Origin of the sequence: Mucilaginibacter sp., from assembly GCF_965200995.1 — a bacterium.
Taxonomy (GTDB): domain Bacteria; phylum Bacteroidota; class Bacteroidia; order Sphingobacteriales; family Sphingobacteriaceae; genus Mucilaginibacter.
Window position 1 is genome coordinate 2767245 of record NZ_OZ241743.1, and the last position, 23116, is coordinate 2790360.

Sequence of the window (23116 nt, forward strand, 5' to 3'; positions counted from 1 at the left end):
GCGGTGTATATTAAAAACTGCAGGCTACAGTTGCCCTGAACTCGCGCGGCGGGTAAGGCACATAGGCATAATCGCCGGTGGTTGGGTTGGCGGCAACCGGTGTAATCCAGGCGCTGCCATAATTGAAGCGGTTCAGGATATTGTTAACGATGCCGTTTACCGCAAGCCGCCCGTTCGTCCAGCCTATGCCACCATCCAGGCGGAACACCGGCGCCGGGCGTACATTGGTTTCCTGCGGATAACGCCCGTAACGCCCGGCCTGCAACTGATAGCCGCCCGAAACGCTGAAACCGTGGAGGCGTTGCAGCGGCAGCCGGTAATTTAACCAGGTGTTTTGCAAATGCTTAATCCGGTAGGGTGTAGGGAGCCCAACCAGTGCCTGGTTTGCATCCTTGGTTATATAAGAATCGGTATAGGCGTAATTGATAACCGCATTCAGACCTTTAACTACCTCACCTTTCAGGTCAAACTCAATGCCTTTGGAGCGGGTTTTACCCAACTGCGATTGCAGTAGGGTAGCTGGGTCTGTTACAATAGAATTGCGGCGGTTAATGGTATAAACAGATACGGTGGTATTCCACTTTCCGCCAAGCCAGTCCTTTTTAATCCCGGCTTCGATATTGCGCCCGCGTAATGGTAAGAATGCACCTCCGGCAGCGCTGATACCGCTTTGCGGCGTAAAGGTATTATCAAACAGTGCATACACTGCCATCGTGCTCAGCAATGAATAGCTTAAACCGATGCGTGGGGTAACTACCGTATTTTTTACGCTGCTGGCCGCAGGTAGTTTTACAGTGCTGTTGGCTCCGGTTAAACGTGCAGCTATGGTAACCCTCAACCTGTCATTGAGCAAATTAAGCTCATCCTGCAGGTAAGCCGCATAGTATCTGATGTATGATTGATTGGTGGCTATATCATCCAGCTTTCCGCTACGCTCGTTAGCATCAAAACTGATACCATATATTGGGTTGTTCACATCGAGCGGGTAAAGTGCCGGGTTGGCCGTTTTGTCGTTATAACCAGAGTAAGCCAGCAGATTTTTATCATTAAAATCTGCGCTGATCAACAATTTATGTGTCAGTTTACCGGTATTAATCTCACCGTTCAAAAAGGCTTGTAAGGCTAAGGCATCTGTATTAAACCGCTCGTAGGTTACCCTGCGCTGCAAAGCAGCAGGTGCATTAACCTTATAACTGGATACAAAAAAATAGTTGCCATCCACATGGTCGCGCAGGTAACCACCCTTGGCTGTAAATTGCCATTTGCTGTTCAGCTGGTTAAAATACGTTAGAAAGGCGTTGTGCTCATTGGCATGTACCGGCTTTTTATTAGGGTCAACAATGCTGAAATCACGTGGCAGCGAGGCAAAACCATAGGGCGAGAACACGGTAAGCAGATACTGCTCAAAGCTTTGCGCCTGGTAGATATATTCGCTGGTTACAGAGGAATGGCTGTTGATGTTGTATCGCAGCACAGGGTCTGCTACCAGCTTATCATTAAAGGCATAACGTTGAAATGATTTGGACTTTTGCCCTGCCACGTTCAGGCGGTATTCCCATTGCCTGGTTTTACCGGCGGTTCCGGCAAAGTCGCCGGTAAGGCGGTACAGGTTAAAGCTGCCTGTTGTAAAGGCAACCTGATTAAAACGCATACTGTCAGGCTGTTTGGTTAGCACGTTATAGCTTCCGGCTGCATCGCCTACAGAATTGATAAATCCTGCCGGGCCCTTAATAAATTCACCCCTGTCAATCAGTGCAGCATCTTCGGGCATCGGGTTGTAATAGATGGTAGACAGATCAAGCCCGTTGCGAAGCGGGTTGATACTTGCACCTCTCATATAAATCAACGAACTGTAATAATCGGCCGTATTGTTACGGAAGGCGCCGCTTACATTGCGTACTACGCTCTCGTTAATATTAATGGCTTGCTGGTCGGCAATGATGCTTTGATCTACCACCTGAATGTTTTGCGGGAAAGTAAGCAGCGGGTGATTTACTTTAAGTGTGTTTGAAGTTTTGTCATGCTTATAGTGTTTATAATATTTAGAGGAAACAGTAACTTCCTTTAGTGTGTGCGTGGTATCTTTTTTTAAGGAGGTATCTGTTTTAAGTACAGTGCTGTGCCGGGCTGCAGCGCTGATGCCCAGCAGCGTAAAAGACAGTAGTAAAAATGATTTCATAAATAAGGGGGTAATAAATTAACAGGCGATGCCATAAGCACAGCCTTGAATTTTTGCTTAACTATTTGTCCGGCTGTAAGGCCGGTAACAAAAACATCACAACACCCGGCACTGAACGCAGGTTCAGGACTGAGCAAGGCAGGATGTAAGAATTAAAGATTAAGCGTTTACCCGTGGTGGTTGAAAGATAGTAAGCGAACGCTGCACAATGGCAGCACCGCTGATTTGCTGATAGGGAAGGATAATGGATGCTGAATAAAAGCACAGCGTAAAGGAAGGCTGCATTAAAGCATCCTGATATTGGTTCTTCTGATCCTCTCGCCCCTGCTTTTTTTCTTTTTCACCGGCTTCCTTCAGCTTTTTTATCAGGTAGCAGCGGCCGTTACAATGCATCCAGGGGCGTGCCTTATTTTCGCAAAGCGTTTTGGCAATATAGCCCTGGTTGACTTCAAAACCGGCATAGACAAAGTAGCGCGAACAGTTGGAGCTGATCAGCGCTAAAAGTAAGCTTATGGCTAATAAACGGTTTAACATTCAGGGCAAAGGTATACAAAGAGCCGGTAAGTTTTTATTCAAAACTATATTATACCTCAAATCGGTACATCGCCTATAATACTTTCAACCTTCGGCATAAATGCCTACCTTTGCGCCTTAAAATCAAGCCGCCCATGAGCCAGCCTGTTCAATTAAAAAATGCCCTCGTTTCAGTCTATTATAAAGACAACTTAGCGCCTGTTATTCAGGAACTAATGCGCCTGGGCGTACGCATCTATTCTACCGGTGGTACCGAAACCTTTTTACGCAGTTTGGGTGCCGATGTAGTGGCGGTAGAAGATTTAACCGGCTATCCTTCCATATTGGGCGGGCGGGTAAAAACCCTGCACCCAAAGGTGTTTGGCGGTATTTTAGCGCGCCGAAATTTCGAAAGCGACGAGCAGCAGCTCGACCAGTACGATATTCCGCAGATTGACCTGGTAATTGTGGATCTGTACCCGTTTGAAGAAACGGTAAAATCTGGTGCCGGGCACGATGATGTAATTGAAAAGATAGACATCGGCGGCATATCCCTCATCCGCGCTGCGGCCAAAAACTATAAGGATGTAACTATTGTGGCTTCTAAGGATGATTACCCGGAGCTTACCCAGATGTTGCAGCAACAAAACGGTGAGATAAAGGTGGAGCAACGCCGCCGCTTTGCGCAAAAGGCATTCAATATCAGTTCCAATTATGATACGGCTATTTTCAACTACTTTAACCAGGATGAAGAGCTGCCTGTATTTAAGCAAAGCATACAAACCAGCCAGGTGTTGCGCTATGGCGAAAACCCGCACCAGAAAGGGGTATTCTATGGTGATTTGAACGAAATGTTTACCAAATTACATGGCAAAGAATTGTCATACAATAATTTAGTAGACGTAGATGCTGCCGTAGCGCTTATTGACGAATTTACTGAACCTACCGTAGCTATATTGAAGCATACCAACGCCTGCGGTATTGCCTCACGTTCCTTTATTAAAGAGGCTTGGGTAGATGCGCTGGCCTGCGACCCTGTTTCGGCCTTTGGCGGCGTAATCATAGCCAATGATGAGATCAATGAGGAAACGGCAATTGAAATCAGTAAGATTTTCTTTGAGGTATTAATTGCACCGGCTTACACTAATGAGGCGCTGGCGGTACTGCAGCAAAAAAAGAACCGTATTATTCTGATCCGGCAGGGAGTAGAGCTGCCGGTGAAGCAGTTTAAAATGCTGCTGAACGGTGTAATAGAACAAGATAAGGATAATGTAATAGAAGGCCCGGAGCAAATGAAACCGGTAACCGAGAAGCAGCCTACCGCAGCTGAGTTGAAGGATTTATTTTTCGCTAATAAAGTGGTAAAACATACCAAATCTAATACGGTAGTACTGGCTAAAAACAACCAGCTCTTGGCCAGCGGTGTGGGCCAAACCTCGCGGGTGGACGCCTTGCGGCAGGCCATTGAAAAGGCTAATGCTTTTGGATTTAACTTAAATGGTGCGGTAATGGCTTCAGATGCCTTTTTCCCTTTCCCTGATTGTGTGGAGATTGCTGCCAATGCCGGTATAACGGCTGTATTGCAGCCCGGTGGTTCTATCAAGGATCAGGATTCGGTAGATATGTCTAACCAAAAAGGAATAGCTATGGTAGCTACAGGGGTTAGGCACTTTAAACATTAATGTTTTAAAGCTGATGCAATAAAACCGGCAATCCATCGCTTTAAAAGCAGTTGCGTATTATATAAATACACTTATTTTTTATAAACTTTGCAGATTATCCCCCAAAACGCATTCAATGGGTTTATTTAACTTTTTCACACAAGAGATTGCTATTGACTTAGGTACCGCAAATACCCTCATTATACATAATGATAAAGTGGTGGTTGACGAGCCCTCCATCGTAGCCATTGACCGTACCACCGGCAAAGTAATTGCCATTGGGCGGCAGGCCATGCAGATGGAAGGTAAAACACACGATAATATTAAAACCATCCGCCCCCTCAAGGATGGCGTAATTGCCGATTTTAATGCTGCCGAGCACATGATACGCGGCATGATCAAGATGATTAATAAGGGCAAGGGCTGGTTCTTCCCTTCGTTGCGCATGGTGATCTGTATTCCTTCCGGTATAACAGAGGTGGAAAAACGTGCGGTACGCGATTCGGCGGAAATTGCAGGCGCTAAGGAAGTTTACCTCATCCATGAGCCTATGGCCGCTGCGGTAGGTATCGGCATTGATGTAGAGGAGCCGATGGGTAATATGATCATCGATATTGGCGGTGGTACTACCGAGATTGCTGTAATTGCCCTATCCGGTATTGTGTGCGACCAATCCATCCGTGTAGCGGGTGACAATTTCGACTCCGACATTGTGCAATACATACGCCGCCAGCATAATATCATGATAGGCGACCGTACGGCCGAGAAAATTAAGATCGAAGTGGGGGCTGCCTTACCTGAACTGGTAGACCCGCCGGCTGATTTTGCTGTGCAGGGCCGTGATCTGATGACGGGTGTACCCAAGCAGATCACCGTATCATATACTGAGATAGCCCATTGCCTGGACAAATCTATTTCTAAAATTGAGGAAGCAATATTAAAGGCGCTGGAAATTACACCGCCGGAATTGTCGGCTGATATTTATCAGACCGGTATATATTTAACCGGCGGCGGTGCGTTGCTGCGCGGGCTGGATAAACGTGTGGCCGCTAAAACCAAGTTACCTGTACATGTGGCCGAAGACCCGTTGCGTGCGGTTGTGCGCGGTACCGGTACTGCACTTAAAAACATTGGCAGCTATAAATTTTTAATGCAATAATCAGTAATGATTGAAGGATGAAATGAGTGAATGAAGGAATAGCCGTCAGTAATTTCATCATTCATTCATTCATTCAATACTTCTATCATTCAATCATTAGCATCACATGCGTAACCTGTTAATTTTCATCAGCAAGTACAACGCATTTTTTTTGTTCGTAATTTTTGAGGTAGTTGCCTTAATTATATATGTAAAGTACAATTCGTTTCAGAAAGCTACTTTTATAAATACTACCAATACGGTAACCAGCCACATTTATACCCAGGCCGACCGGTTGGATAGCTATCTTTCCTTAAAACAAGTAAATGATAGCCTTGCCCTTGAAAATGCCCGCTTACGCGGTCAGTTGAAAAGCTCTTTTCTGGTTGATACCGGCACCCGCCAAACGGTGATTGATACCAACTACAGGCAGCAGTATACTTATATACCCGCTAAAGTAATTAACAGCACGGTAAACATGCGTAATAATTACATTACCATTAGCCGGGGTACAAATGATGGTATCCAGAAGGATATGGGCGTTATCAGCAGTGTGGGTGTTGTTGGCCTGGTACGGTATGTATCTGCCCACTATGCTATTATTCAAACCCTTCTGCACAAAGATGCCCGTGTAAGCGCTATGCTGGCTGACAGCCGCGATCCCGGCTTTTATCAATGGGGTGATGATTTAAACCCTACCAGGGGAATGCTGATTGATGTGCCTAACCATGCCAGGCCGCGTTTGGGCCAGCTTGTGGTTACGTCCAATACCTCCTTATATCCTGTAGGCATACCAATTGGTAAAATCAGTAACCTGCATGCAAAAGGGGGCGGATTCTTTTTAAATATGGAAGTAAACTTGGCTGTTGATTTCAGCAAGCTGCAGTATGTATATGTAATAAATAACAAGTTTGCCTTAGAACAGCAAACATTGGAAGCGCAAAAACAAAAAAATGACCAGAATTCTGCTGAATAATGTACTGCGGTTCGTGGTAGTGGTTTTTTTGCAGGTATTGCTGCTTAAAAACATAGCGTTATATAACTTAACAACGCCATACCTGTACATTCTGTTTATTTTGCTGCTGCCTTTTGAAACACCCAATGTTATGCTGTTCCTGCTGTCTTTTTTGCTGGGTATAACAATAGATATGTTTTACAATACGCCGGGGTTACATGCTGCGGCTTGTACGCTGCTGGCATTGGTGCGGGTGCTGTTTATTGGTATTACGGTGCAAAAAGACGGGTTTGATAATGAGCCTAATCCCTCGCTGAGTAATATGGGGTTTCGCTGGTTTTTTACTTATGTGCTGGTGCTTACCTTATTCCACCATTTTGCCTTGTTCAACCTCGAAGTATTTCGTTTCTCTGAAATACAATATACGCTTATCCGTTTTCTGCTGAGTTCGGTTTTTACCATATTTTTGATATTGATTACCAGCTTCTTGTTTTATAGAAGAAAAGAACGTAAATGAACAGTTTTTTTATCAGGCGCTATGTAATCGCCGGTATATTTATTACGATAGTCTTAGTGTTGTTATCCCGCCTGTTCTACATACAGATTGTGGATGATAAGTACTCCCAGTATGCCAAGAATAATGTGGTGCGGCAATTTATTCTGTATCCTGCCCGCGGACCGATATTAGACCGGTACGGCAAGGTGCTGGTACAAAACGAGCCGGTTTATGACATTATGGTGGTTCCGCGGCAGGTAAAACCCTTTGATACGCTTGAGTTCTGCAAGCTACTGAATATTGATACCGCGCGTTTTCACAAGCAATTTGCAAAGGCCGCTGCCAACTCGCGGGTAAGGCCTTCTGTATTTGAAAAACAATTGTCGTTGGAAACCTATGCTGCCTTTCAGGAAAGGCTGTTTGAATTTCCCGGCTTTTATGTACAGCCAAATACCAAACGTGTTTATCCCGATTCGATAGCGGCGCAATTTCTTGGCTATGTAGGTGAAGCCAGCCCGCAAGCCATTGAACGGTCGGGCGGCTATTATCACCCCGGTGACCAGATTGGGGTTTCGGGCGTAGAAAAGTCTTACGAATCGGTATTAAGGGGGCAGCGCGGCGTACAAAATGTAATGGTTAACTCGCGGAACGTTACCAAAGGGCGTTTTGCCAACGGCGCTTTTGACACCTCCGCGGTGGCCGGTGAGCGGCTGATATCATCGTTGGATATCCGCATACAAAAACTGGGCGAAAAGTTGATGCAAAATAAAGTGGGCAGTATCGTAGCCATCGAGCCTTCTACCGGTGAGATACTTTGCTTTGTAAGCAGCCCCACGTATGACCCTAATATACTGGTAGGGCGCGAGCGTGGCAATAACATGGCGGCAATGTATAAAAATCCGTATAATCCGCTGTTTATACGGCCTATACAGGCTTATTATTCGCCTGGTTCATCATTTAAGCCCTTGGATGCGCTTATTGCCCTGCAGGAAGGTATCATTACACCACAAACTACCTTCTTCTGCCCGCATTATTATCAAAACGGCCGCAGCCGGGTAAAATGTGAGCACTTTGACGGTAATACCGATCTGAGAAAAGGAATTGCACAATCCTGTAACACTTATTTTTGTAATGTGTTCAGTCAGCTCATCAATCACAATGGTGCTAAACAAACAGAAGCTACCTATGCGGCCTGGAAGCAAAGGGTGAACAAATTTGGCTTCGGCGTAAAACTGGACGTAGATTTACCAAGCGAACGCCGCGGCTTGGTGCCAAATCCATTATTTTACGATAACCGCTTTGGCAAAAGCAAGTGGCGTGCCGCTACTATAATGTCATTAGCTATCGGACAAGGAGAGTTAAATGCCACGCCTTTGCAGATGGCTAATATTGAGTGTACTATTGCAAACCGGGGATATTTTTACAAACCGCATTTAATTAAAGCCATCGGCGATAAAAATGTTATCCGCACTGAATATATAAAAAAGAATTATGTGGGCATAGATTCCAATTACTTTGAACCGGTAATTGATGGTATGCAGCAGGTAGTAGAACGCGGTACCGCGAGTGAAGCTGCCATACCCGGAATTGTGATGTGCGGCAAAACCGGTACGGTGCAAAACAGTCATGGCAAAAATCACTCTGTATTTGTAGCCTTCGCACCGAGGGTTAATCCTAAAATTGCTATTGCAGTGGTGGTAGAGAATGCCGGATACGGGGCATCTTGGGCTGCACCAATTGCCAGTTATATTATAGAAAAATATTTACGTAACACAATTACAAAACCGGCAGCACAAGTTCAGTACATCATGAATGCCAACCTGTTGCCGCCTCCCCCGGGATGGAAACCGCCGGTAAGAGCAAGAGGCCCGCTTAATGCAACTGACAGCAACCAGAAGAATAAAGATACTTCAGTTAAAGGCGCTGCACCATTAAAACCGGCCATACCTAAAAGCAAAACGGATACCAATAAACGCAGGCTGCTAACCGCAAAGCTGGAAAGGACAGGGGATGAATAATCATCCGCAGCGGAGCCTGTTTTTTAATGTCGACTGGTTGATGGTGCTGCTGTACCTGGCTTTATGTACCATCGGCTGGTTTAATATTCATGCAGCTGTGTTCGACGAAGCGCATCCCAGCATTTTGGATATGGATACCAATTATGGCAAGCAGTTTATCTTTATTATATCTGCACTGGTATTAGGCTTGGTCATTATCCTGCTCGACAGCCGCTTTTTTGTTGCCTTAGCCCCCGGCTTTTATGTAGCCACGGTACTGTTGTTACTGGTGGTTTTGGTGGTAGGGCGCAACGTGGGCGGTAACCAGGCCTGGATACCCATCGGCAGCTTTAGGTTGCAGCCATCAGAATTTGCCAAGTTTACTACTTGTTTGCTGCTGGCCCGCTACCTGAGCAGTACTAACATCAAGGTAACAGAATTTAAATCGTTTTTAACTTCGGCAGCTATCATTGGCCTGCCTATGCTGCTCATTATGCTGCAGCCTGATACCGGCTCTACACTGGTATTCTGCTCACTGATCTTTGTGCTTTACCGGGAGGGCATATCGCCTTACTTTCTGATCGGTATTGCAGTGTTTATAGTGCTGTTCATTGCCGCCTTGCTGGTCAATCAGTTATACCTTATTTTAGGTTTAGTAGCGGTAGCATTGGTGGTTATGTATCTGTTGCGCCGCTACCGGCAGCTCATACTGGTTACACTGGGCGGTTTGGTGCTATGTGTAGCCTTTATTTTTAGTGTAAACTTTATTTACAATAATATACTGAAAGAACATCAGAAATCACGTATTGATGAATTGTTAGGCATTAAATCAGATTTGCGCGGGGCCGGGTATAATGTAAATCAATCAAAAATTGCTATTGGCTCCGGTAAATTATGGGGTAAGGGCTATCTGCAGGGCACGCAGACCAAGTATTCTTTTGTACCTGCACAAAGTACCGATTTTATCTTTTGTACGGTAGGCGAGGAGTGGGGCTTCGCTGGGGCAGTGGTAGTAACAGGGTTATACCTGTTTCTGTTGATGCGCATTATTATGGTAGCTGAGCGTCAACGTGCGCCGTTTACCCGTATCTACGGTTATGGCGTCGCTTCCGTCATTTTTTTTCACGTGGTAATCAACATCGGTATGACGATAGGGCTGGTACCGGTAATTGGCATCCCGCTGCCGTTTATCAGCTATGGCGGCTCCTCGTTATGGAGTTTTACAGCACTGTTGTTTATCCTGATAAAGCTGGATTCGAGCCGTATGGGTTTTCTGGCACAGTAGCGAAAACTATTTTTGTGCCGGGCAACAAATAAAATCCCCGGTAAATCATCATATTTGGTAAACCACTAATCCTGTAGCTTTGAGCTTTTCTTCCTTTATCGCCGGGCGCATTACCCTCCACTCCAAGCGTACCTTCTCCAAGCTGATTGTACGTATTGCCATCATTGGTATCATGCTGGGTTTGGGTGTAATGATTGTTTCGGTAGCTATTGTAAAAGGCTTTAAGCAGGAGATCAGGGAGAAGGTAAGAGGTTTTTCGGGCGACATCCAGATCATTAAATTCGATTCTAATAATTCCTACGAAAACTCGCCTTTTGATATTGATCCGAAGTTCGTTAAAAGAGCAAAATCTAATAGCATCATTACTCATGTAATGCCTTATGCCACTAAAGCAGGTATTATGAAGGCAAACGGCGAGATTGAGGGGGTGGTGCTTAAGGGTGTGGACTCTACCTACAACTGGAACTTTTTCAGGCAGGCGCTGGTGCAAGGCCAGGTATTGAGTTTTAAAAATCCGGCCAGGCACGAAATTATGATCTCAAATTACACGGCTGCCCGGCTTAAACTTAAACTGGGAGACGATTTTTTGATGTACTTTGTGCAGGAACCTTTAAAGCGCCGTAAATTTCACATCTGCGGTATTTTTAATGTAGGTGTAGATGAGGTAGACCGCACATTTGTAATCGGTGAACTGCCGGTAGTCAGGAACCTGAACAACTGGAATATCAACAGCACAGGGGGCTACGAAGTGCAGGTAGACCAGTTCAGGGATATGGATGAGGGAAATGATGCCCTGGGTAAATTTATGCCGCCCCAGCTGCGTTCTGTTACCGTAGAAGATAGTTATCCTACCATTTTTGAGTGGCTGAAGCGGCTGGATGTTAACACCCAGGTAATGCTGATTCTGATGTTGGTAGTAGCCGTAATAAACATGGTATCGGCACTGCTGATCATGATACTGGAGCGTACCAGCATGATCGGTATGTTTAAGGCTATGGGTGCCGACAACTGGAGCATACAGAAGATTTTTTTATACAATGCCCTGTTCCTGATTAGTGTGGGGATGGTACTGGGCAACCTGCTGGGCCTGGGATTTGGCTATCTGCAGGCCAGCACGCATTTATTAAAGCTGGATCAGGCTTCTTATTATATGACGTTTGTACCCATCGATCTGGAAGTAGTTGATGTTATTTTACTTAACATTGGTACGCTGGTGATTTGCCTGCTGGTGCTGCTTATACCATCTGCACTGGTTACCCGTATCTCACCCGTAAGGGCCATAAGATTTAAATAGGTAAGTAATAAGTGTTTCCAATACAATAGCTTACTGCTAATCTGTACTGTATCAGTGTGTTTTTCAACAGCTTATTACGTGAAAAGATATGGCCACAATAAGCTAACCTCCTATTGAAATGCAGCCTGTCTGCCTGATGAAAATCTGAATTTCAGATTTATACCGGTGGCCCCGAACTTGATTTGTTGCGAACCCAGGCCACTGAGCGGGTACTTAAGAAACGGTTCAATAATCAGGCGGTTGCTTTTACCTACAGGCGTGCCTATACCAAGGGCTACATTTAATGTACGGGCAAAATCAAAAGTACTAAAGCGGGCCTGTGTTTCGGCCGTATGGTTTTCCGAAGGAAGCAGGTTAGTGCTGTAATCGTATCTGTATGTTTCATTAATGAACGTACCTGAGCTTACACCGGCCACTATATAGCTGTCGCTTTTACCCGGATCAAATTCATATTTAATATTGAGCGGAATGTCTAACCCGGTAAAACTGGCATTGTACCCTTTGAGTTGGGTAGTACTTGCAGCACGTGGCGCAAAGCCGGAAAAAAAGGCGCTCACCGCCAGGTCGCTTAATCCTTGCTGCCCTGTGGCCGCAGCTATGGCCGAGGCGTAAATATTGCCCTGTGCAGGTTCATTGGCATAATGCAGCCGGTTTTGTGCTATGGCTATCCCGGTTACCAAAGAGATTTTTTTCACCAGCCGGATATCCGAGTTAAGCCCTGCACCTGCATTGAGCTGATTACTGCTGCCGCTGGCATAGTTAAAGTGGGTGCCGGCATAAATACTAAGCACCATGCGCTTATGAGCGGATGTTGCTGTTTTTATGGAAGGATTGGCAGTCCCGGTGGCGGCTGTTGCAGCCTCGCGTGCAAACACTCTTTCCATACCCTGATATAGCGGCTGTTCTTTTGTTATATTACTTGATTGAACATCCGTTAGCACAGGTGAAGCATTAAACAGGTTTTTGTGTTGTATACTGCTGTCTGCCGGGAGGATTGCAGGTATACTTGAATTTGTACTTAAAGAAGGATTGGCGGTAACTACACGGCCGGTATCGGTTGGCAGCGATGGCTGCGTCTTTTTGTATAACAGAACAGGTTTCCCGCCCTGTGCAGGAACAGGGTTGGCAGGATGTACAATTGTTAAAAGGGAACCGGCACTGCGTTGGATCTTGTCGATCCTGCTATAGGTAATTAGCGTATTTGGCGGCATAACCTTCCTTGTAACCGGCGTCTTGCCTGTTTGCTGATCTTGATATGGCCGCATAGGCTCACTTAACCAAATACACAGGCCGATAAGCAGCAGGATGGCCGCTGCACTGCTCCACCACCAGGCGGCAGGCCGATGCTTACGTGCCGGGTAACGCTTGCGCAGTGCAGCCCAGCCTGCATCAGCCGCGCCTTGCGGCACTTCAAATTCATCAAACACCCGCTGGATGTGATTGCTTAAATCTCTATCCGGCTGCTTATCCATGCTTTTGCGTTTCTGATAGTAAAGCGTTTTTTAATTTCTCTTTCGCCCGGCTCAGGTAAACACGCGAGGAGCTGGCCGGTACATTAAGCATAGCGCTGATCTCATCATGACTGTAACCGTCAATTTCATACAGGTTGAAAATTGTACGGTGCAACGGCGGCAGCGTTTCCATCAGCCTAAGTATATCCTGTGCATTTAGTTGGCTTATTACCAGGTCAGGGGCAATAAGGGGCGCTGTATCGTTAATATCCGCCTGTAAGTGATATTTCATCTCCTTACGCCGACGGTCAATGGCGGTGTTTACCATAATACTGCGCAGCCAGGCTTTAAACGGGTTTGCCTCGTTGTAGCCGGATATGGCATTGAATACTTTGATAAAGGCATCGTTTACCGCCTCAAATGCGTCATCCTCACTTAGGCTGTAACGCAGGCAGATTCCTTTGGCGAATCCATAGAAATGCTTGTAAAGCAATTCCTGATGTTTTAAATTGCCTCGTTTACATTCGCTGATAATTAGCTGCTCATTAACAGGAGCCTTAAAGCGCATGAATAAGCCTGGATAAGAAGGTAGGCATGGCAGCCTATTAATTTTTATACTGCCATACATGAAATTGTGCTATGAAACCTATAGCAGTGTACCTGTATTGTAGCACCGCGTTAAAGCGCGATTAAGGCACCCGTGTTAAATCGTACCTGAAAATCAGCGTATCAGAATAAGCACGCTGAATAATGAACCGGGTACTATTGTAACCATACTGGTATGTACCTGCCAGGTGAGGCTTAACAGGCTCGGAAATTAAATTAGGGGCTGTGGCATCATTAAAGCGGATGTATCCATTAGCATCATAGAGGTACGTGCCGTTACTACCCGAATGAATGGTAGTATCACTGGTAATTTTATAAGTGTAGCCGTTGCTGCTTACGGTAAGGGTTAAATTGGTTTTTAAGGTATCTGTTTTTACAGCTGCGTTTACTACACGTTTACGCAGGCGCATGAACTGTCCGGTAAAGGTGCCATCTGGTGCAACAGGCGCTACTGTGTCTGCCGTTTTATTAATACAACTTGCTGCCAATGTTACAGGAATAGCCAATAATAGCAATAGTTTTTTATTCATATTTTCATCTTTGATAATTGTATTACGCATGATACCTGGCAAACGCTACAACTGACCTGATAATTATTTTCTTTTTGCCTCGTTCCAAAATATATCCATTTCAGCCAGTGTCATATCATGCAATTGCTTGCCTTGTGCTGCGGCCTTGCTTTCGAGATACTGAAAGCGCTTAATAAATTTACGGTTGGTTTTTTCCAGCGCATTCTCGGGGTTGATGTTTACAAAGCGGGCATAATTAATGAGCGAGAACAGCAAATCGCCAAATTCGGCTTCTGCATCCTCTGTATTGGCATCATCCAATTCAGCTTTAAACTCTTGCATCTCTTCTTCAACCTTTTCCCAAACCTGCTCTTTGTTTTCCCAGTCGAAGCCTACACCACGCGCCTTTTCCTGTATGCGGGCGGCCTTTACCAGCGCCGGAAGCGAATTAGGCACACCACCCAAAACCGATTTATTGCCCTCTTTTAATTTAATCTGCTCCCAGTTGCGCTTTACATCCTCATCATTCTGTACCGTTACATCGCCATAAATATGCGGATGGCGGTTGATGAGCTTATCGCAGATACCATTCAGCACATCGGTAATGGTAAAGCTGTTGGTTTCAGAAGCGATGCGGGCATAAAATACGAGGTGTAGCATAATATCGCCTAATTCCTTTTTAATTTCCTGCATATCTGCACCCAATATTGCATCCGACAGTTCATAGGTTTCCTCAATCGTAAGGTGCCGGAGGCTTTCCAGCGTTTGCTTCTTATCCCAGGGGCAATTTTCCCGCAAATCGCTCATAATCGTAAGCAGGCGTTCGAAGGCGGTAGCAGGGGAACCGGCAGTTATGGGGGCAGTAATAGACATAACAATATAATTTGCGCTAAAGTTAAGGATAATACTTTGTTGTAAAAGTTAAGTTGAGGACAATGACTGATACACGGGATAGCATGTCCCGACATTATTACTTGTTTTATGTAACCGGTTAGATGGGTTTTACCGCCCGCAGCATTTCGCGTTTGCCGGGCGCCCCGGGCGCCTTTTCCACTTTAAGGCCTAATGATTTGATGATGCGTTTTAAATTACCTGTAATAGCATAGGTAACAAATACGCCGCCGGGTTTTAAAAAGCTCAGGGTATGTGTTATGGCCTGCAAATCCCACATATCGGGCTGATGAGCAACAGCAAAAGCATCAAAGTAGATGATATCAAACTGTTGGGGCGTACTGAATTGCAGTAGTTGAATAGGAGCAATGTACAAAGAGATATATTTATTTACTGTCGCCTGTTGCTGCAAAGCCGGTGTATACTGCTCCAAAAAGCTACGCCATAATGCAGGAGAAATATAGGCATCATAACCGGTGGAAGCCAATAGCGTTTCGCCGAGCGGGTAGGCTTCGATACCTGCATAATTAAGTGATAACTGTTTGGCTATGCAAAAATCAGCGCTCAGCAAAAAATTAAGACCGGTACCGAAGCCTACTTCTAATATGCTTATTTTCTCTTCAGTTTTGCCTGCTAAGAAGTAGCGCAAGCCTGCACTTAAAAATACATGCTGGCTTTCCTGTAACGCACCGTGCCTGGAGTGATAGTTTTCGCCTATATCAGCATTGAATAAGGTTTTAGAACCGTCGCCCGTGCTTACAAGTTCAAGCTTTGCCATGTGTTAAACTGGTTGAGCTACAAATTGATAAATGGCTTCGCCCAGATCATACACCGGTACTTTGGCCTTGAAATGGTGTTGTATAATGCTGCTGGCCGCTGCCGAACGGTAACCGGCGGCGCAATGCACAACGATGGGTTTATCCGTTGGTATTTCGTTCAGCCGCTCACGCAGTTCAGGCAAGGGAATGGCAATGGCCTGTGAAAAGTGCTTGCCTTCATTTACCTCAGCGGTATTGCGTACATCCACTACCGTATACTGGGCCGGATGATGCCTGAAATGCTGCAAATCCAGTTCTGCTGTAGTTTCATTACCGCCAGCCGGAGTTGCTAATGAGCCTTTTATGTTCTTTTCATACCCGATTTTAGCTGCTTTTTCAAGCACCGATTCTAACTGTATGGCCGATGCTGCCAAAAGGTAAAACGGTTCATCCGGACTAACAACAGACCCCAGCCAGGTTTCAAATTTGCCGCTGCTTTGCAGGTTGATGGCTCCGGGAATATGACCGGCAGTAAAGTCAGCATTAGGGCGGGTATCAATCAGCAGTATGCCCGGCAGTAGCTCATTTGCATTATGCAGCCGTGGCACCTGCCGCAGGCTTTCCGCCAGTGCCGGGGCGCCCTGCCGGTTCAGTTCTACATCGTAACTGAAATAACGCGGGGTAAAATGTGCGGTGCTGCCGATGGCCTGCATAAACTGCAGTTCATCCATCAGTTGCAGGGCGTAGTTTTCGCGCAGCTCGCGGCCAATGGTGGTGCTCAAATCGGCACTGATATTTTTGCCGCACAGCGAGCCGGGGCCATGTGCCGGGTATACCACCACATCCCCGGGCAAGGTCATGATTTTTTCCCGGGTAGAATGGTACAGCTGCCGGGCCAGTTCATCACGGCTGGCGGTAATGCGGCCTGCCTTTTCGCGCAGGTCGGGGCGGCCTACATCGCCCACAAACAACGTGTCACCGGTAAACAAGGTGGTGGCTTTGCCGTTTTCATCTTCCACCAAAATGCAGATCGAATCGGGGGAATGGCCTGGCGTATTAATTGCTCTTAACTGAATATCAGCAAGTTGCAATATGTCGCCATCATCAAAGGTTTGGTGCGGGTAGGCAGCGCCCACCAGGCGGCTTACATATATGGCAGCACCTGTGGTTTGATGGATTTCGAAGTGCGAACTTACAAAATCGGCATGGGGGTGAGTTTCAATTATGCCCACCAGGTCGGCTTCGTGCAGGGTGGCAAAATCATAATAAGGCTGCGGGTTGCGCCCCGGATCGATGACCACCATCTGGCCTGCCCTGATAACTGCATACGAAGCATGGGCCAGCCCCGTATCATAAAATTGATGAATCAGCATTTAGGTGCAAAAGTAATGAACACCTTTTATATGGCGGTAAGCGGCAAGTCAAAAACAGGCACAGGGCTGATTTCCTGTGTTGCGATGTGATTGCAAGATATAGGTGCCATTTAGTAGATAATTTTAAAAATGAATAAAAACAGTTCACTGTGTCATGTTTTGACACAGTATGTGAGCGACTTTTGGTTGAAAATAAGCGCATAATAGATGAAAAGACGACATTTTATTCAATCTGCATCCATAATAGTTAGTGGCGGCATCACGAAGCCGGTAAAACTAACGGCCGGAGACACCGCAGTTAAAACCAGCATCGTCGGCATCGGTGCCAGCGGTGCCCGGCTTGCTAAAGCGGTTGCCGGAGAACTGCCTTACCAGGTAAACCACCATACCATTGCCAGCGAGAACAGTACCGAGTTGCAAGGCAAAAATATTGTGAACTGCTGGTACCAAACCCAGCTGCAATCCCACTTTTTGGCCGACACGGATAATTACGAAAAGCTGATGGCCGAGGACTGGGCATATAATATGAACAGCCCCTATTTTCAGGCTAATCTGTGGCATATTCAAAACCGGGTAATTGTAGTGGCGGGTTTAGGGCGCACCACCGGCAGTTATGTATCGGTACAGTTGATTAAAGAATTGCTGAAACGGATACCAGTTGATAGAATAGAATTTGTAGGTACGCTGCCCTTTAAATTTGCATCAGGTAAGTTTAAATATAATTTGGCTCACCAATGTTTAGATGAAATTACGAAAACGGGTGTAAAAATGACCATTCATAATTTTGAAACGGATATTAAATCTTGGAAATTAAATTTGAATAAATGTTATGCGGAAATGGATAAGATGTTGATAACTTCTTTAAAAAGTTTGCTCAATCAATACCATCCAAACCGTATATTGTAGCAGTAACTAAATCTTATGGACAATACTATATCAAGCTACTTATTTGATAATCAAAAAGTAATGCAACTGATCATTGAATTGAATATGCAATCAGCTTGAAAAATATTATACCCATTCCTGTTTAAACACACTCAAGTTTATTAATTAAAATTTTTGAGACATCTATGGTAGAAACCAGTGTAGCGAGAAACTACAATATGTTTATTGATAAACATCGGAAGTTATTAGAATCATTTAATTCTAATATCAATGAATATCTAAAAAAAGATTATGTAAAAAATGCAACTAAGAAATTTGATGAATTCAAAAACAGAGTGCCTGCGCGTAGTTTTAATATTTTCCGCTTGGTTTCAGATATTTATTACCGAGAGAATTTTCATAGTGATATTCTAAAAGCTTTTTTGGATCCAACAGAAATGCATGATGAAGGTAATAACTATTTGTTTCAATTTATTAAATATCTAAACGGCACTTTACCCGCGCCACTTAATATAAATTCGGATCATTATCAACATGCAGAGGTAAAGCGTGAACTCGGACGGATTGATATTTTAATCAGCGACCCAGTATCTAAACATGCGATTATTATTGAGAATAAAATAAATAAAGCAGGTGATCAGATACGGCAAATTCCAAATTATCATGACTATTTAGTATCACAAGGTTATATTGTTGATATAGTCATATATCTTCTGTTAAATTATCATGCCAAGCCAAATACAAATACTTGGTCTGACGCTGATCGTCATTTGATATTGCCAAAGTTAATAGTGATTAGTGCGAGCAATGATACATCTCAAGACTTAGTAGTAGGCTGGTTACAACAATGTGTTAATGTATCTCAGAATTTAGAAAATCAATTCGTCATAAACCAATATATACATTTATTGCAAAAATTAGGAGAGTTAGCTATGAACAAGCAAATTATGAAAAATTTTTATGGACAGCTTTTGGATAATAACGATTACGAAACAGCGCTTTCTGTCCGTGATATGATAAATCAGTTATCACATTATCGCATTGAACGCTTGGTTGATACTTATAAAGGAAACACTCATCCATTTGAGGGAGCTTGGAATTGGCAAAACAAAGCTGCTGTGCTAAGTGGTGCTCGATATAATGGAAAAAGCTATAAAATAGATATAGTTCCCGGGGAAAGAAACTATGCAGTCCAATTTGTAGAAAATGTTACAGAGCAAGTTACTATAAAACAAATTATATCAGACCTGAACTATGAAGAATTTTTCACACCGATTGGTGATAGACTGCAAAGGACATTTTCTTTTCCTGAGCAAGAGGGGGACTTGTATTTATTTGTAAAAGAATTCCAGCAAAAGTTTGCTCAACTTATTGAGCAAAAGAGCAATACTGAAGAAAGTAAAATTGCATAATCCCCCCCATGCCCGCCGCCCAACCCCTTCTGCGACAGCAGGCGCTCATTCGTTTCCTGCGTAACCACGGGGCGGCCAGCCTGGTGCAGATAGCGTGGCACCTGCGTATGGAGGGCTTTTTTGAAGATACCCAGGATTGCCGCTCTACCCTCAACCGCGACATCCGGCAGATTGAGCAGCGGCAGGGCATCTGCATTGAATACGACCGCTCGGCCAACGGCTACGATTTTGTAAACAGCCTTGCCGACCTCAACAATCGCATGCTCGAAAGCCTGGAACTGGTGAGCAACCTGCAGCTGGCCGAAAATGCGCCTTACCTGCATTTTGAAAGCCGCCGGCCGCTCAATACCCAACACCTTACTGCCCTGCTGGAAGCCATTAAGCAGCGGGTGAATGTGCGGTTTTATTATCAAAAATACTGGGAAGACAGCGCGGCCAAACGCACTGTAGAACCCTACGCCCTCAAAGAAGCGCAGGGGCGCTGGTACCTGCTGGCTAATGATCTGTACGGCAAAAAGCTGAAAACCTTCGGGCTCGACCGCATGAGCGACCTCTATGTAACGCCCCGCAAATTCATCCGCCCCAACGGATTGGATGTGAGCGCACTTTTCATCCACAGTTTCGGCATCATCAATCCCGAAGGCCAGCCGCCCGAAGAAATTGAGTTGCGGTTTACCCTGCAACAGGGCCGGTATATCATCGGCTTTCCGCTACACCATACACAGCAGGTTTTTGAAAATGAGGATAGCATCATTGTGCGGCTCACCATGCAAATCACCTTCGATTTTGAGAAGGAACTACTTTCTTACGGTGAGGATGTGCAGGTGCTACAACCCGAATATCTGCGAGATCGCATCCGGGAACGACACCGGAGGGCGGCGGGGCTGTGATTTTGATAGCAGTAGACCAATAAATATAAAGCTTGTCATTCTGAGCGGTAGCAAAGAACTTGTACACTTGGTTCTGCATCACTACAGGTTCTTCGCTACCGCTCAGAATGACATCGGAAAATTATAAAACAAAACAAGCCCGGCACTCGCCGGGCTTGTTCACTAAGTATTCTCTTGACTATATTTTACCAAACCTTAATCCTGTCCTCCGGTTTCTTGTACAGCTTGTCGCCGGGTTGAACGTTGAAAGCATTGTACCAGGCATCCATGTTGGTGATGGGGGCGTTGGTACGGTACTGCTCCGGCGAGTGCGGGTCAGTGAGGATGCGCGAAGCGGCCGATTCCGGGCGCTGCGAACCACGCCATACCTGTGCCCAGGAGAGAAAGAAGCGCTGGTCGGGTGTAAAGCCGTCAGTCTTGGTCATGCTCTGGCCCTGCCTGGTTTTCTTAAACGCTTCGTAAGCCACATTCAAGCCGCCTAAATCGGCAAGGTTTTCGCCTAAAGTAAGTTTTCCGTTCACGTGGATGGTATCCAGCACGGTAAAGGCGTTATACTGGTTTACTACCTGGTCGGCACGGGATTTAAACTTGTCGGCATCGGCCTTGGTCCACCAGTCGCGCAGGCTGCCGTCGGCATCAAACTGACGGCCCTGGTCATCAAAACCGTGGGTCATCTCGTGGCCGATAACGGCGCCAATGCCGCCATAGTTCACGGCATCATCCGCCTTAAAATCAAAGAACGGAAACTGCAGGATACCCGCCGGGAAGGTAATCTCATTATTGTTGGGGCTGTAAGAGGCATTTACGGTTGGCGGCGTAAAGCCCCAGCGTTTTCTGTCCACCGGTTTGCCCAGCTGGCTGATGTTATAATTATAACGCCAGGTGGCAATGCGGCGCTGGTTGCCAATGAAGTCGTTACGTACAATGTTCAAGCCGGCATACTTCTGCCATACATCAGGGTACCCGATCTTTACGCTGAAGGCGTTCAGCTTGCGCAGGGCACGGGCCTTGGTTTCATCGCTCATCCAGTCCAGGCGCTTAATGCGGTCGCCCAGGGTAATTTTAAGGTTGTTTACCAAACCTACCATGTACTGCTTGGCGGCCGGAGTAAAGTATTTCTCTACGTACAGCTGGCCCAGTAACTCGCCCAGGCTGCCATCCACCAGGCCAGACATGCGCTCGTTGCGCGGGGTTTGCACCTGCTGGCCGCTCAGTACGCTGCTATAGGCAAAGCTGGCCTTCACGAACGGTGAGCTCAAGGCCGAAGCCGAACCGCGGAGGATACCCCATTTCAGATACGTTTTCCAATCTTCTACCGAAACGCTGTTCAGCATACCGTCGGCTTTTTTAAAGAAATCCGGCTGCGCTACAATAATGGAGTCGGTTTGCGGCACCTTCATTTTGGCCATCAGATCCGCCCATTTAATGTGGGGTGTGGTTTCGTTAAAACCGGCAACGGTAAACTTATTATAGCTCTTGTTCGGGTCGCGCATGGCCACGCGGCTGGTTTGTGCTTCGGCCAGGCGGGTTTCGAGGCTGAAAATGGTATTGGCATTTTTCTCTGCCTCTTTAGGGCTGGTGCCCGTTAGCGTAAACAGGTTAACAATGTATTGCTTGTATGCATCCTGTATCTTGGTAGTACGGGCATCATTCTTCAGGTAATAATCCCGGTCGGGCAGGGAGGTGCCGCCCTGGCTCAGGCTTACAATGGTGCGGGTAGGGTGCTTGGCATCGGCGCCCACGCCAAAGCCAAACAGCGGGCCGCCCTCGCCGTTCACCCGCTCATAGGCCATCTCATTCAGTACGCCATCAAGGGTGGTGATGCTGCTGATGCGGGCCAGGTCAGGCTTAATGGGGTCGTAGCTGCGGCGCTCAATGGTCAGGCTGTCCATGCCGCTGGCATACAGGTCGCCCACGCGCTGCTTCAGGCTGCCTTTGGGCTGGCCTTTGGCGTTGCTGGCTTCGTTGAGCAGGCCCAACAGCTTTTTAGTATTCTCATCACGCAGGATGTTGAAACTGCCCCAGCGTGTTTCTTTCGCGGGTATAGCGTTTTGCTTTACCCACGCGCCGTTGGCGTACTCAAAAAAATCATCGCCGGGTTTAACCGACAAGTCCATATTGGCCGGGTCAATAAACTTGCGGGGCGGGGCGGGCAGGGGCTTACCCGGCTTGCCGCCATCGGCTGCAAAAACACCGGCCGACAGGCAAACTGCCCCGGCCAGCATCCAACTGCTTAACTTTATATTCATGCTTTTTTGTTTTTTCTAAATGCTGAAAGTAAAGTAAAAATACAGAGTTATGAAACTATTGCCAAAATCATTTACATAATCAGCTGCAAAAATTGATTATGTAGTTATTGCTGCTTAGTTTTAACGTTGTTAAACCAAAAATAATAATATGGGAGCTTGGGGACATGGACATTTTGAAGATGATGCCGCTTTAGATTTTATGGCAGAAATAGAATATGCTGATAATGCCAGAGAAGTTTTGATAGCTGCATTTAGCACTGCAGTTCATACGCATGATTTAGATGCTGATGTTGCAAACGCAGTTATTGTTGCTGCCGCTTATGTAGACAGGCAAACCAATGGTACCCGGTTTTCCGGAGCCGGTGATGAGCCGTTGGACGTTGACACTTTTCCTGAACGGCATCCCGGGCAAGACTTTGCAGAGCTTAAAGAACAGGCCGTTAACGCCTTGCAGGTGGTTTTAAGTGACCAGTCTGAATTAAATGAATTGTGGGCTGAAAATGAAGAAGATTACCCGGCCTGGCGACAAGGCATAGCACAGCTTATTGAGCGATTGCAGTCATCATAGTTTTTT

The 23116-nt window shown here is 45.9% G+C and carries 20 protein-coding genes; 11 read left to right on the forward strand and 9 right to left on the reverse strand.

The genetic code is table 11. The features are described from left to right. Positions 1 to 10 precede the first annotated feature (10 nt). Positions 11 to 2179, reverse strand: coding sequence for a TonB-dependent siderophore receptor (locus tag ACY652_RS12805; protein ID WP_462264769.1), 2169 nt, complete (start codon positions 2177 to 2179; stop codon positions 11 to 13). Between the two features lie 159 nt (positions 2180 to 2338). Beyond that, a complete protein-coding gene (locus ACY652_RS12810; protein ID WP_462264770.1) occupies positions 2339 to 2713 on the reverse strand; it encodes a hypothetical protein in 375 nt (124 codons plus the stop codon). Positions 2714 to 2847: 134 nt separating this feature from the next. Between ACY652_RS12810 and purH the strand changes: the two genes are divergently transcribed. The 7 genes from purH to ACY652_RS12845 all read left to right on the forward strand — a co-directional run bounded on the left by purH (position 2848) and on the right by ACY652_RS12845 (position 11518). After that, entirely contained in the window at positions 2848 to 4374 is a 1527-nt protein-coding gene (purH, locus tag ACY652_RS12815; protein ID WP_462264771.1) for a bifunctional phosphoribosylaminoimidazolecarboxamide formyltransferase/IMP cyclohydrolase, read from the forward strand. Between the two features lie 115 nt (positions 4375 to 4489). Further along, complete coding sequence (locus ACY652_RS12820) at positions 4490 to 5512, forward strand: rod shape-determining protein (RefSeq protein ID WP_460679378.1); 1023 nt, start codon at positions 4490 to 4492, stop codon at positions 5510 to 5512. Positions 5513 to 5618: 106 nt separating this feature from the next. Further along, on the forward strand, positions 5619 to 6467 hold the full coding sequence (gene mreC, locus ACY652_RS12825) for a rod shape-determining protein MreC (RefSeq protein WP_462264772.1): 849 nt from the start codon (positions 5619 to 5621) through the stop codon (positions 6465 to 6467). Continuing rightward, entirely contained in the window at positions 6445 to 6963 is a 519-nt protein-coding gene (locus ACY652_RS12830) for a rod shape-determining protein MreD (RefSeq protein WP_462264773.1), read from the forward strand. The genes mreC and ACY652_RS12830 overlap by 23 nt, the downstream gene beginning before the upstream one ends. Beyond that, positions 6960 to 8960 (forward strand): penicillin-binding protein 2, encoded by a 2001-nt coding sequence (gene mrdA / locus ACY652_RS12835; RefSeq protein WP_462264774.1) that lies wholly within the window; start codon positions 6960 to 6962, stop codon positions 8958 to 8960. The genes ACY652_RS12830 and mrdA overlap by 4 nt, the downstream gene beginning before the upstream one ends. Next, complete coding sequence (gene rodA, locus ACY652_RS12840; RefSeq protein WP_462264775.1) at positions 8953 to 10224, forward strand: rod shape-determining protein RodA; 1272 nt, start codon at positions 8953 to 8955, stop codon at positions 10222 to 10224. The genes mrdA and rodA overlap by 8 nt, the downstream gene beginning before the upstream one ends. A gap of 79 nt (positions 10225 to 10303) precedes the next feature. Then, positions 10304 to 11518, forward strand: coding sequence for an ABC transporter permease (locus ACY652_RS12845; RefSeq protein WP_462264776.1), 1215 nt, complete (start codon positions 10304 to 10306; stop codon positions 11516 to 11518). 110 nt (positions 11519 to 11628) lie between these two features. On the opposite strand, the gene ACY652_RS12850 is transcribed toward ACY652_RS12845, so the two are convergent. The 6 genes from ACY652_RS12850 to ACY652_RS12875 form a co-directional block, all read right to left on the reverse strand. After that, positions 11629 to 12990 carry a hypothetical protein gene (locus tag ACY652_RS12850; protein ID WP_462264777.1) on the reverse strand — a complete coding sequence of 454 codons (1362 nt, stop codon included), beginning with the start codon at positions 12988 to 12990 and terminating at the stop codon, positions 11629 to 11631. Beyond that, entirely contained in the window at positions 12983 to 13537 is a 555-nt protein-coding gene (locus tag ACY652_RS12855) for an RNA polymerase sigma factor (RefSeq protein ID WP_462264778.1), read from the reverse strand. Before ACY652_RS12855 ends, ACY652_RS12850 begins: the two co-directional genes overlap by 8 nt. A gap of 121 nt (positions 13538 to 13658) precedes the next feature. Next, positions 13659 to 14105 (reverse strand): hypothetical protein, encoded by a 447-nt coding sequence (locus tag ACY652_RS12860; RefSeq protein WP_462264779.1) that lies wholly within the window; start codon positions 14103 to 14105, stop codon positions 13659 to 13661. A gap of 63 nt (positions 14106 to 14168) precedes the next feature. Next, on the reverse strand, positions 14169 to 14957 hold the full coding sequence (gene mazG / locus ACY652_RS12865) for a nucleoside triphosphate pyrophosphohydrolase (RefSeq protein ID WP_462264780.1): 789 nt from the start codon (positions 14955 to 14957) through the stop codon (positions 14169 to 14171). Positions 14958 to 15075: 118 nt separating this feature from the next. Continuing rightward, a complete protein-coding gene (mnmC2, locus tag ACY652_RS12870) occupies positions 15076 to 15753 on the reverse strand; it encodes a tRNA (5-methylaminomethyl-2-thiouridine)(34)-methyltransferase MnmC2 (RefSeq protein WP_462264781.1) in 678 nt (225 codons plus the stop codon). Between the two features lie 3 nt (positions 15754 to 15756). Further along, positions 15757 to 17106, reverse strand: coding sequence for a rhodanese-like domain-containing protein (locus ACY652_RS12875; protein WP_462264782.1), 1350 nt, complete (start codon positions 17104 to 17106; stop codon positions 15757 to 15759). 207 nt (positions 17107 to 17313) lie between these two features. On the opposite strand from ACY652_RS12875, the gene ACY652_RS12880 reads away from it, so the two are divergent. The 3 genes from ACY652_RS12880 (at position 17314) to ACY652_RS12890 (ending at position 20293) form a co-directional block, all read left to right on the forward strand. Further along, positions 17314 to 18012, forward strand: a complete 699-nt coding sequence (locus ACY652_RS12880; RefSeq protein WP_462264783.1) for a hypothetical protein — start codon at positions 17314 to 17316, stop codon at positions 18010 to 18012. 164 nt (positions 18013 to 18176) lie between these two features. Beyond that, a complete protein-coding gene (locus ACY652_RS12885; RefSeq protein ID WP_462264785.1) occupies positions 18177 to 19403 on the forward strand; it encodes a PD-(D/E)XK nuclease family protein in 1227 nt (408 codons plus the stop codon). 8 nt (positions 19404 to 19411) lie between these two features. Further along, the gene (locus ACY652_RS12890; protein ID WP_462264786.1) at positions 19412 to 20293 is read left to right on the forward strand and encodes a helix-turn-helix transcriptional regulator; all 882 of its coding nucleotides are present in this window, start codon (positions 19412 to 19414) and stop codon (positions 20291 to 20293) included. Between the two features lie 185 nt (positions 20294 to 20478). Here ACY652_RS12890 and ACY652_RS12895 read toward each other — a convergent pair whose 3' ends face one another. Beyond that, positions 20479 to 22542, reverse strand: coding sequence for a M13 family metallopeptidase (locus ACY652_RS12895; protein WP_462264787.1), 2064 nt, complete (start codon positions 22540 to 22542; stop codon positions 20479 to 20481). A 148-nt stretch (positions 22543 to 22690) separates the two neighbouring features. Here ACY652_RS12895 and ACY652_RS12900 point away from each other — a divergent pair, with 148 nt between their 5' ends. After that, entirely contained in the window at positions 22691 to 23110 is a 420-nt protein-coding gene (locus ACY652_RS12900) for a DUF4259 domain-containing protein (RefSeq protein ID WP_462264788.1), read from the forward strand. Positions 23111 to 23116 lie beyond the last annotated feature (6 nt).

What these genes read in the sequence shown, in the direction of transcription:
- ACY652_RS12805 (WP_462264769.1), bottom strand. Translation starts at nt 2,179, where the DNA reads ATGAAATCATTTTTACTACTGTCTTTTACGCTGCTGGGCATCAGCGCT.
- ACY652_RS12810 (WP_462264770.1), bottom strand. Translation starts at nt 2,713, where the DNA reads ATGTTAAACCGTTTATTAGCCATAAGCTTACTTTTAGCGCTGATCAGC.
- purH (WP_462264771.1), top strand. Translation starts at nt 2,848, where the DNA reads ATGAGCCAGCCTGTTCAATTAAAAAATGCCCTCGTTTCAGTCTATTAT.
- ACY652_RS12820 (WP_460679378.1), top strand. Translation starts at nt 4,490, where the DNA reads ATGGGTTTATTTAACTTTTTCACACAAGAGATTGCTATTGACTTAGGT.
- mreC (WP_462264772.1), top strand. Translation starts at nt 5,619, where the DNA reads ATGCGTAACCTGTTAATTTTCATCAGCAAGTACAACGCATTTTTTTTG.
- ACY652_RS12830 (WP_462264773.1), top strand. Translation starts at nt 6,445, where the DNA reads ATGACCAGAATTCTGCTGAATAATGTACTGCGGTTCGTGGTAGTGGTT.
- mrdA (WP_462264774.1), top strand. Translation starts at nt 6,960, where the DNA reads ATGAACAGTTTTTTTATCAGGCGCTATGTAATCGCCGGTATATTTATT.
- rodA (WP_462264775.1), top strand. Translation starts at nt 8,953, where the DNA reads ATGAATAATCATCCGCAGCGGAGCCTGTTTTTTAATGTCGACTGGTTG.
- ACY652_RS12850 (WP_462264777.1), bottom strand. Translation starts at nt 12,990, where the DNA reads ATGGATAAGCAGCCGGATAGAGATTTAAGCAATCACATCCAGCGGGTG.
- ACY652_RS12855 (WP_462264778.1), bottom strand. Translation starts at nt 13,537, where the DNA reads ATGCGCTTTAAGGCTCCTGTTAATGAGCAGCTAATTATCAGCGAATGT.
- ACY652_RS12860 (WP_462264779.1), bottom strand. Translation starts at nt 14,105, where the DNA reads ATGAATAAAAAACTATTGCTATTATTGGCTATTCCTGTAACATTGGCA.
- mazG (WP_462264780.1), bottom strand. Translation starts at nt 14,957, where the DNA reads ATGTCTATTACTGCCCCCATAACTGCCGGTTCCCCTGCTACCGCCTTC.
- mnmC2 (WP_462264781.1), bottom strand. Translation starts at nt 15,753, where the DNA reads ATGGCAAAGCTTGAACTTGTAAGCACGGGCGACGGTTCTAAAACCTTA.
- ACY652_RS12875 (WP_462264782.1), bottom strand. Translation starts at nt 17,106, where the DNA reads ATGCTGATTCATCAATTTTATGATACGGGGCTGGCCCATGCTTCGTAT.
- ACY652_RS12880 (WP_462264783.1), top strand. Translation starts at nt 17,314, where the DNA reads ATGAAAAGACGACATTTTATTCAATCTGCATCCATAATAGTTAGTGGC.
- ACY652_RS12885 (WP_462264785.1), top strand. Translation starts at nt 18,177, where the DNA reads ATGGTAGAAACCAGTGTAGCGAGAAACTACAATATGTTTATTGATAAA.
- ACY652_RS12890 (WP_462264786.1), top strand. Translation starts at nt 19,412, where the DNA reads ATGCCCGCCGCCCAACCCCTTCTGCGACAGCAGGCGCTCATTCGTTTC.
- ACY652_RS12895 (WP_462264787.1), bottom strand. Translation starts at nt 22,542, where the DNA reads ATGAATATAAAGTTAAGCAGTTGGATGCTGGCCGGGGCAGTTTGCCTG.
- ACY652_RS12900 (WP_462264788.1), top strand. Translation starts at nt 22,691, where the DNA reads ATGGGAGCTTGGGGACATGGACATTTTGAAGATGATGCCGCTTTAGAT.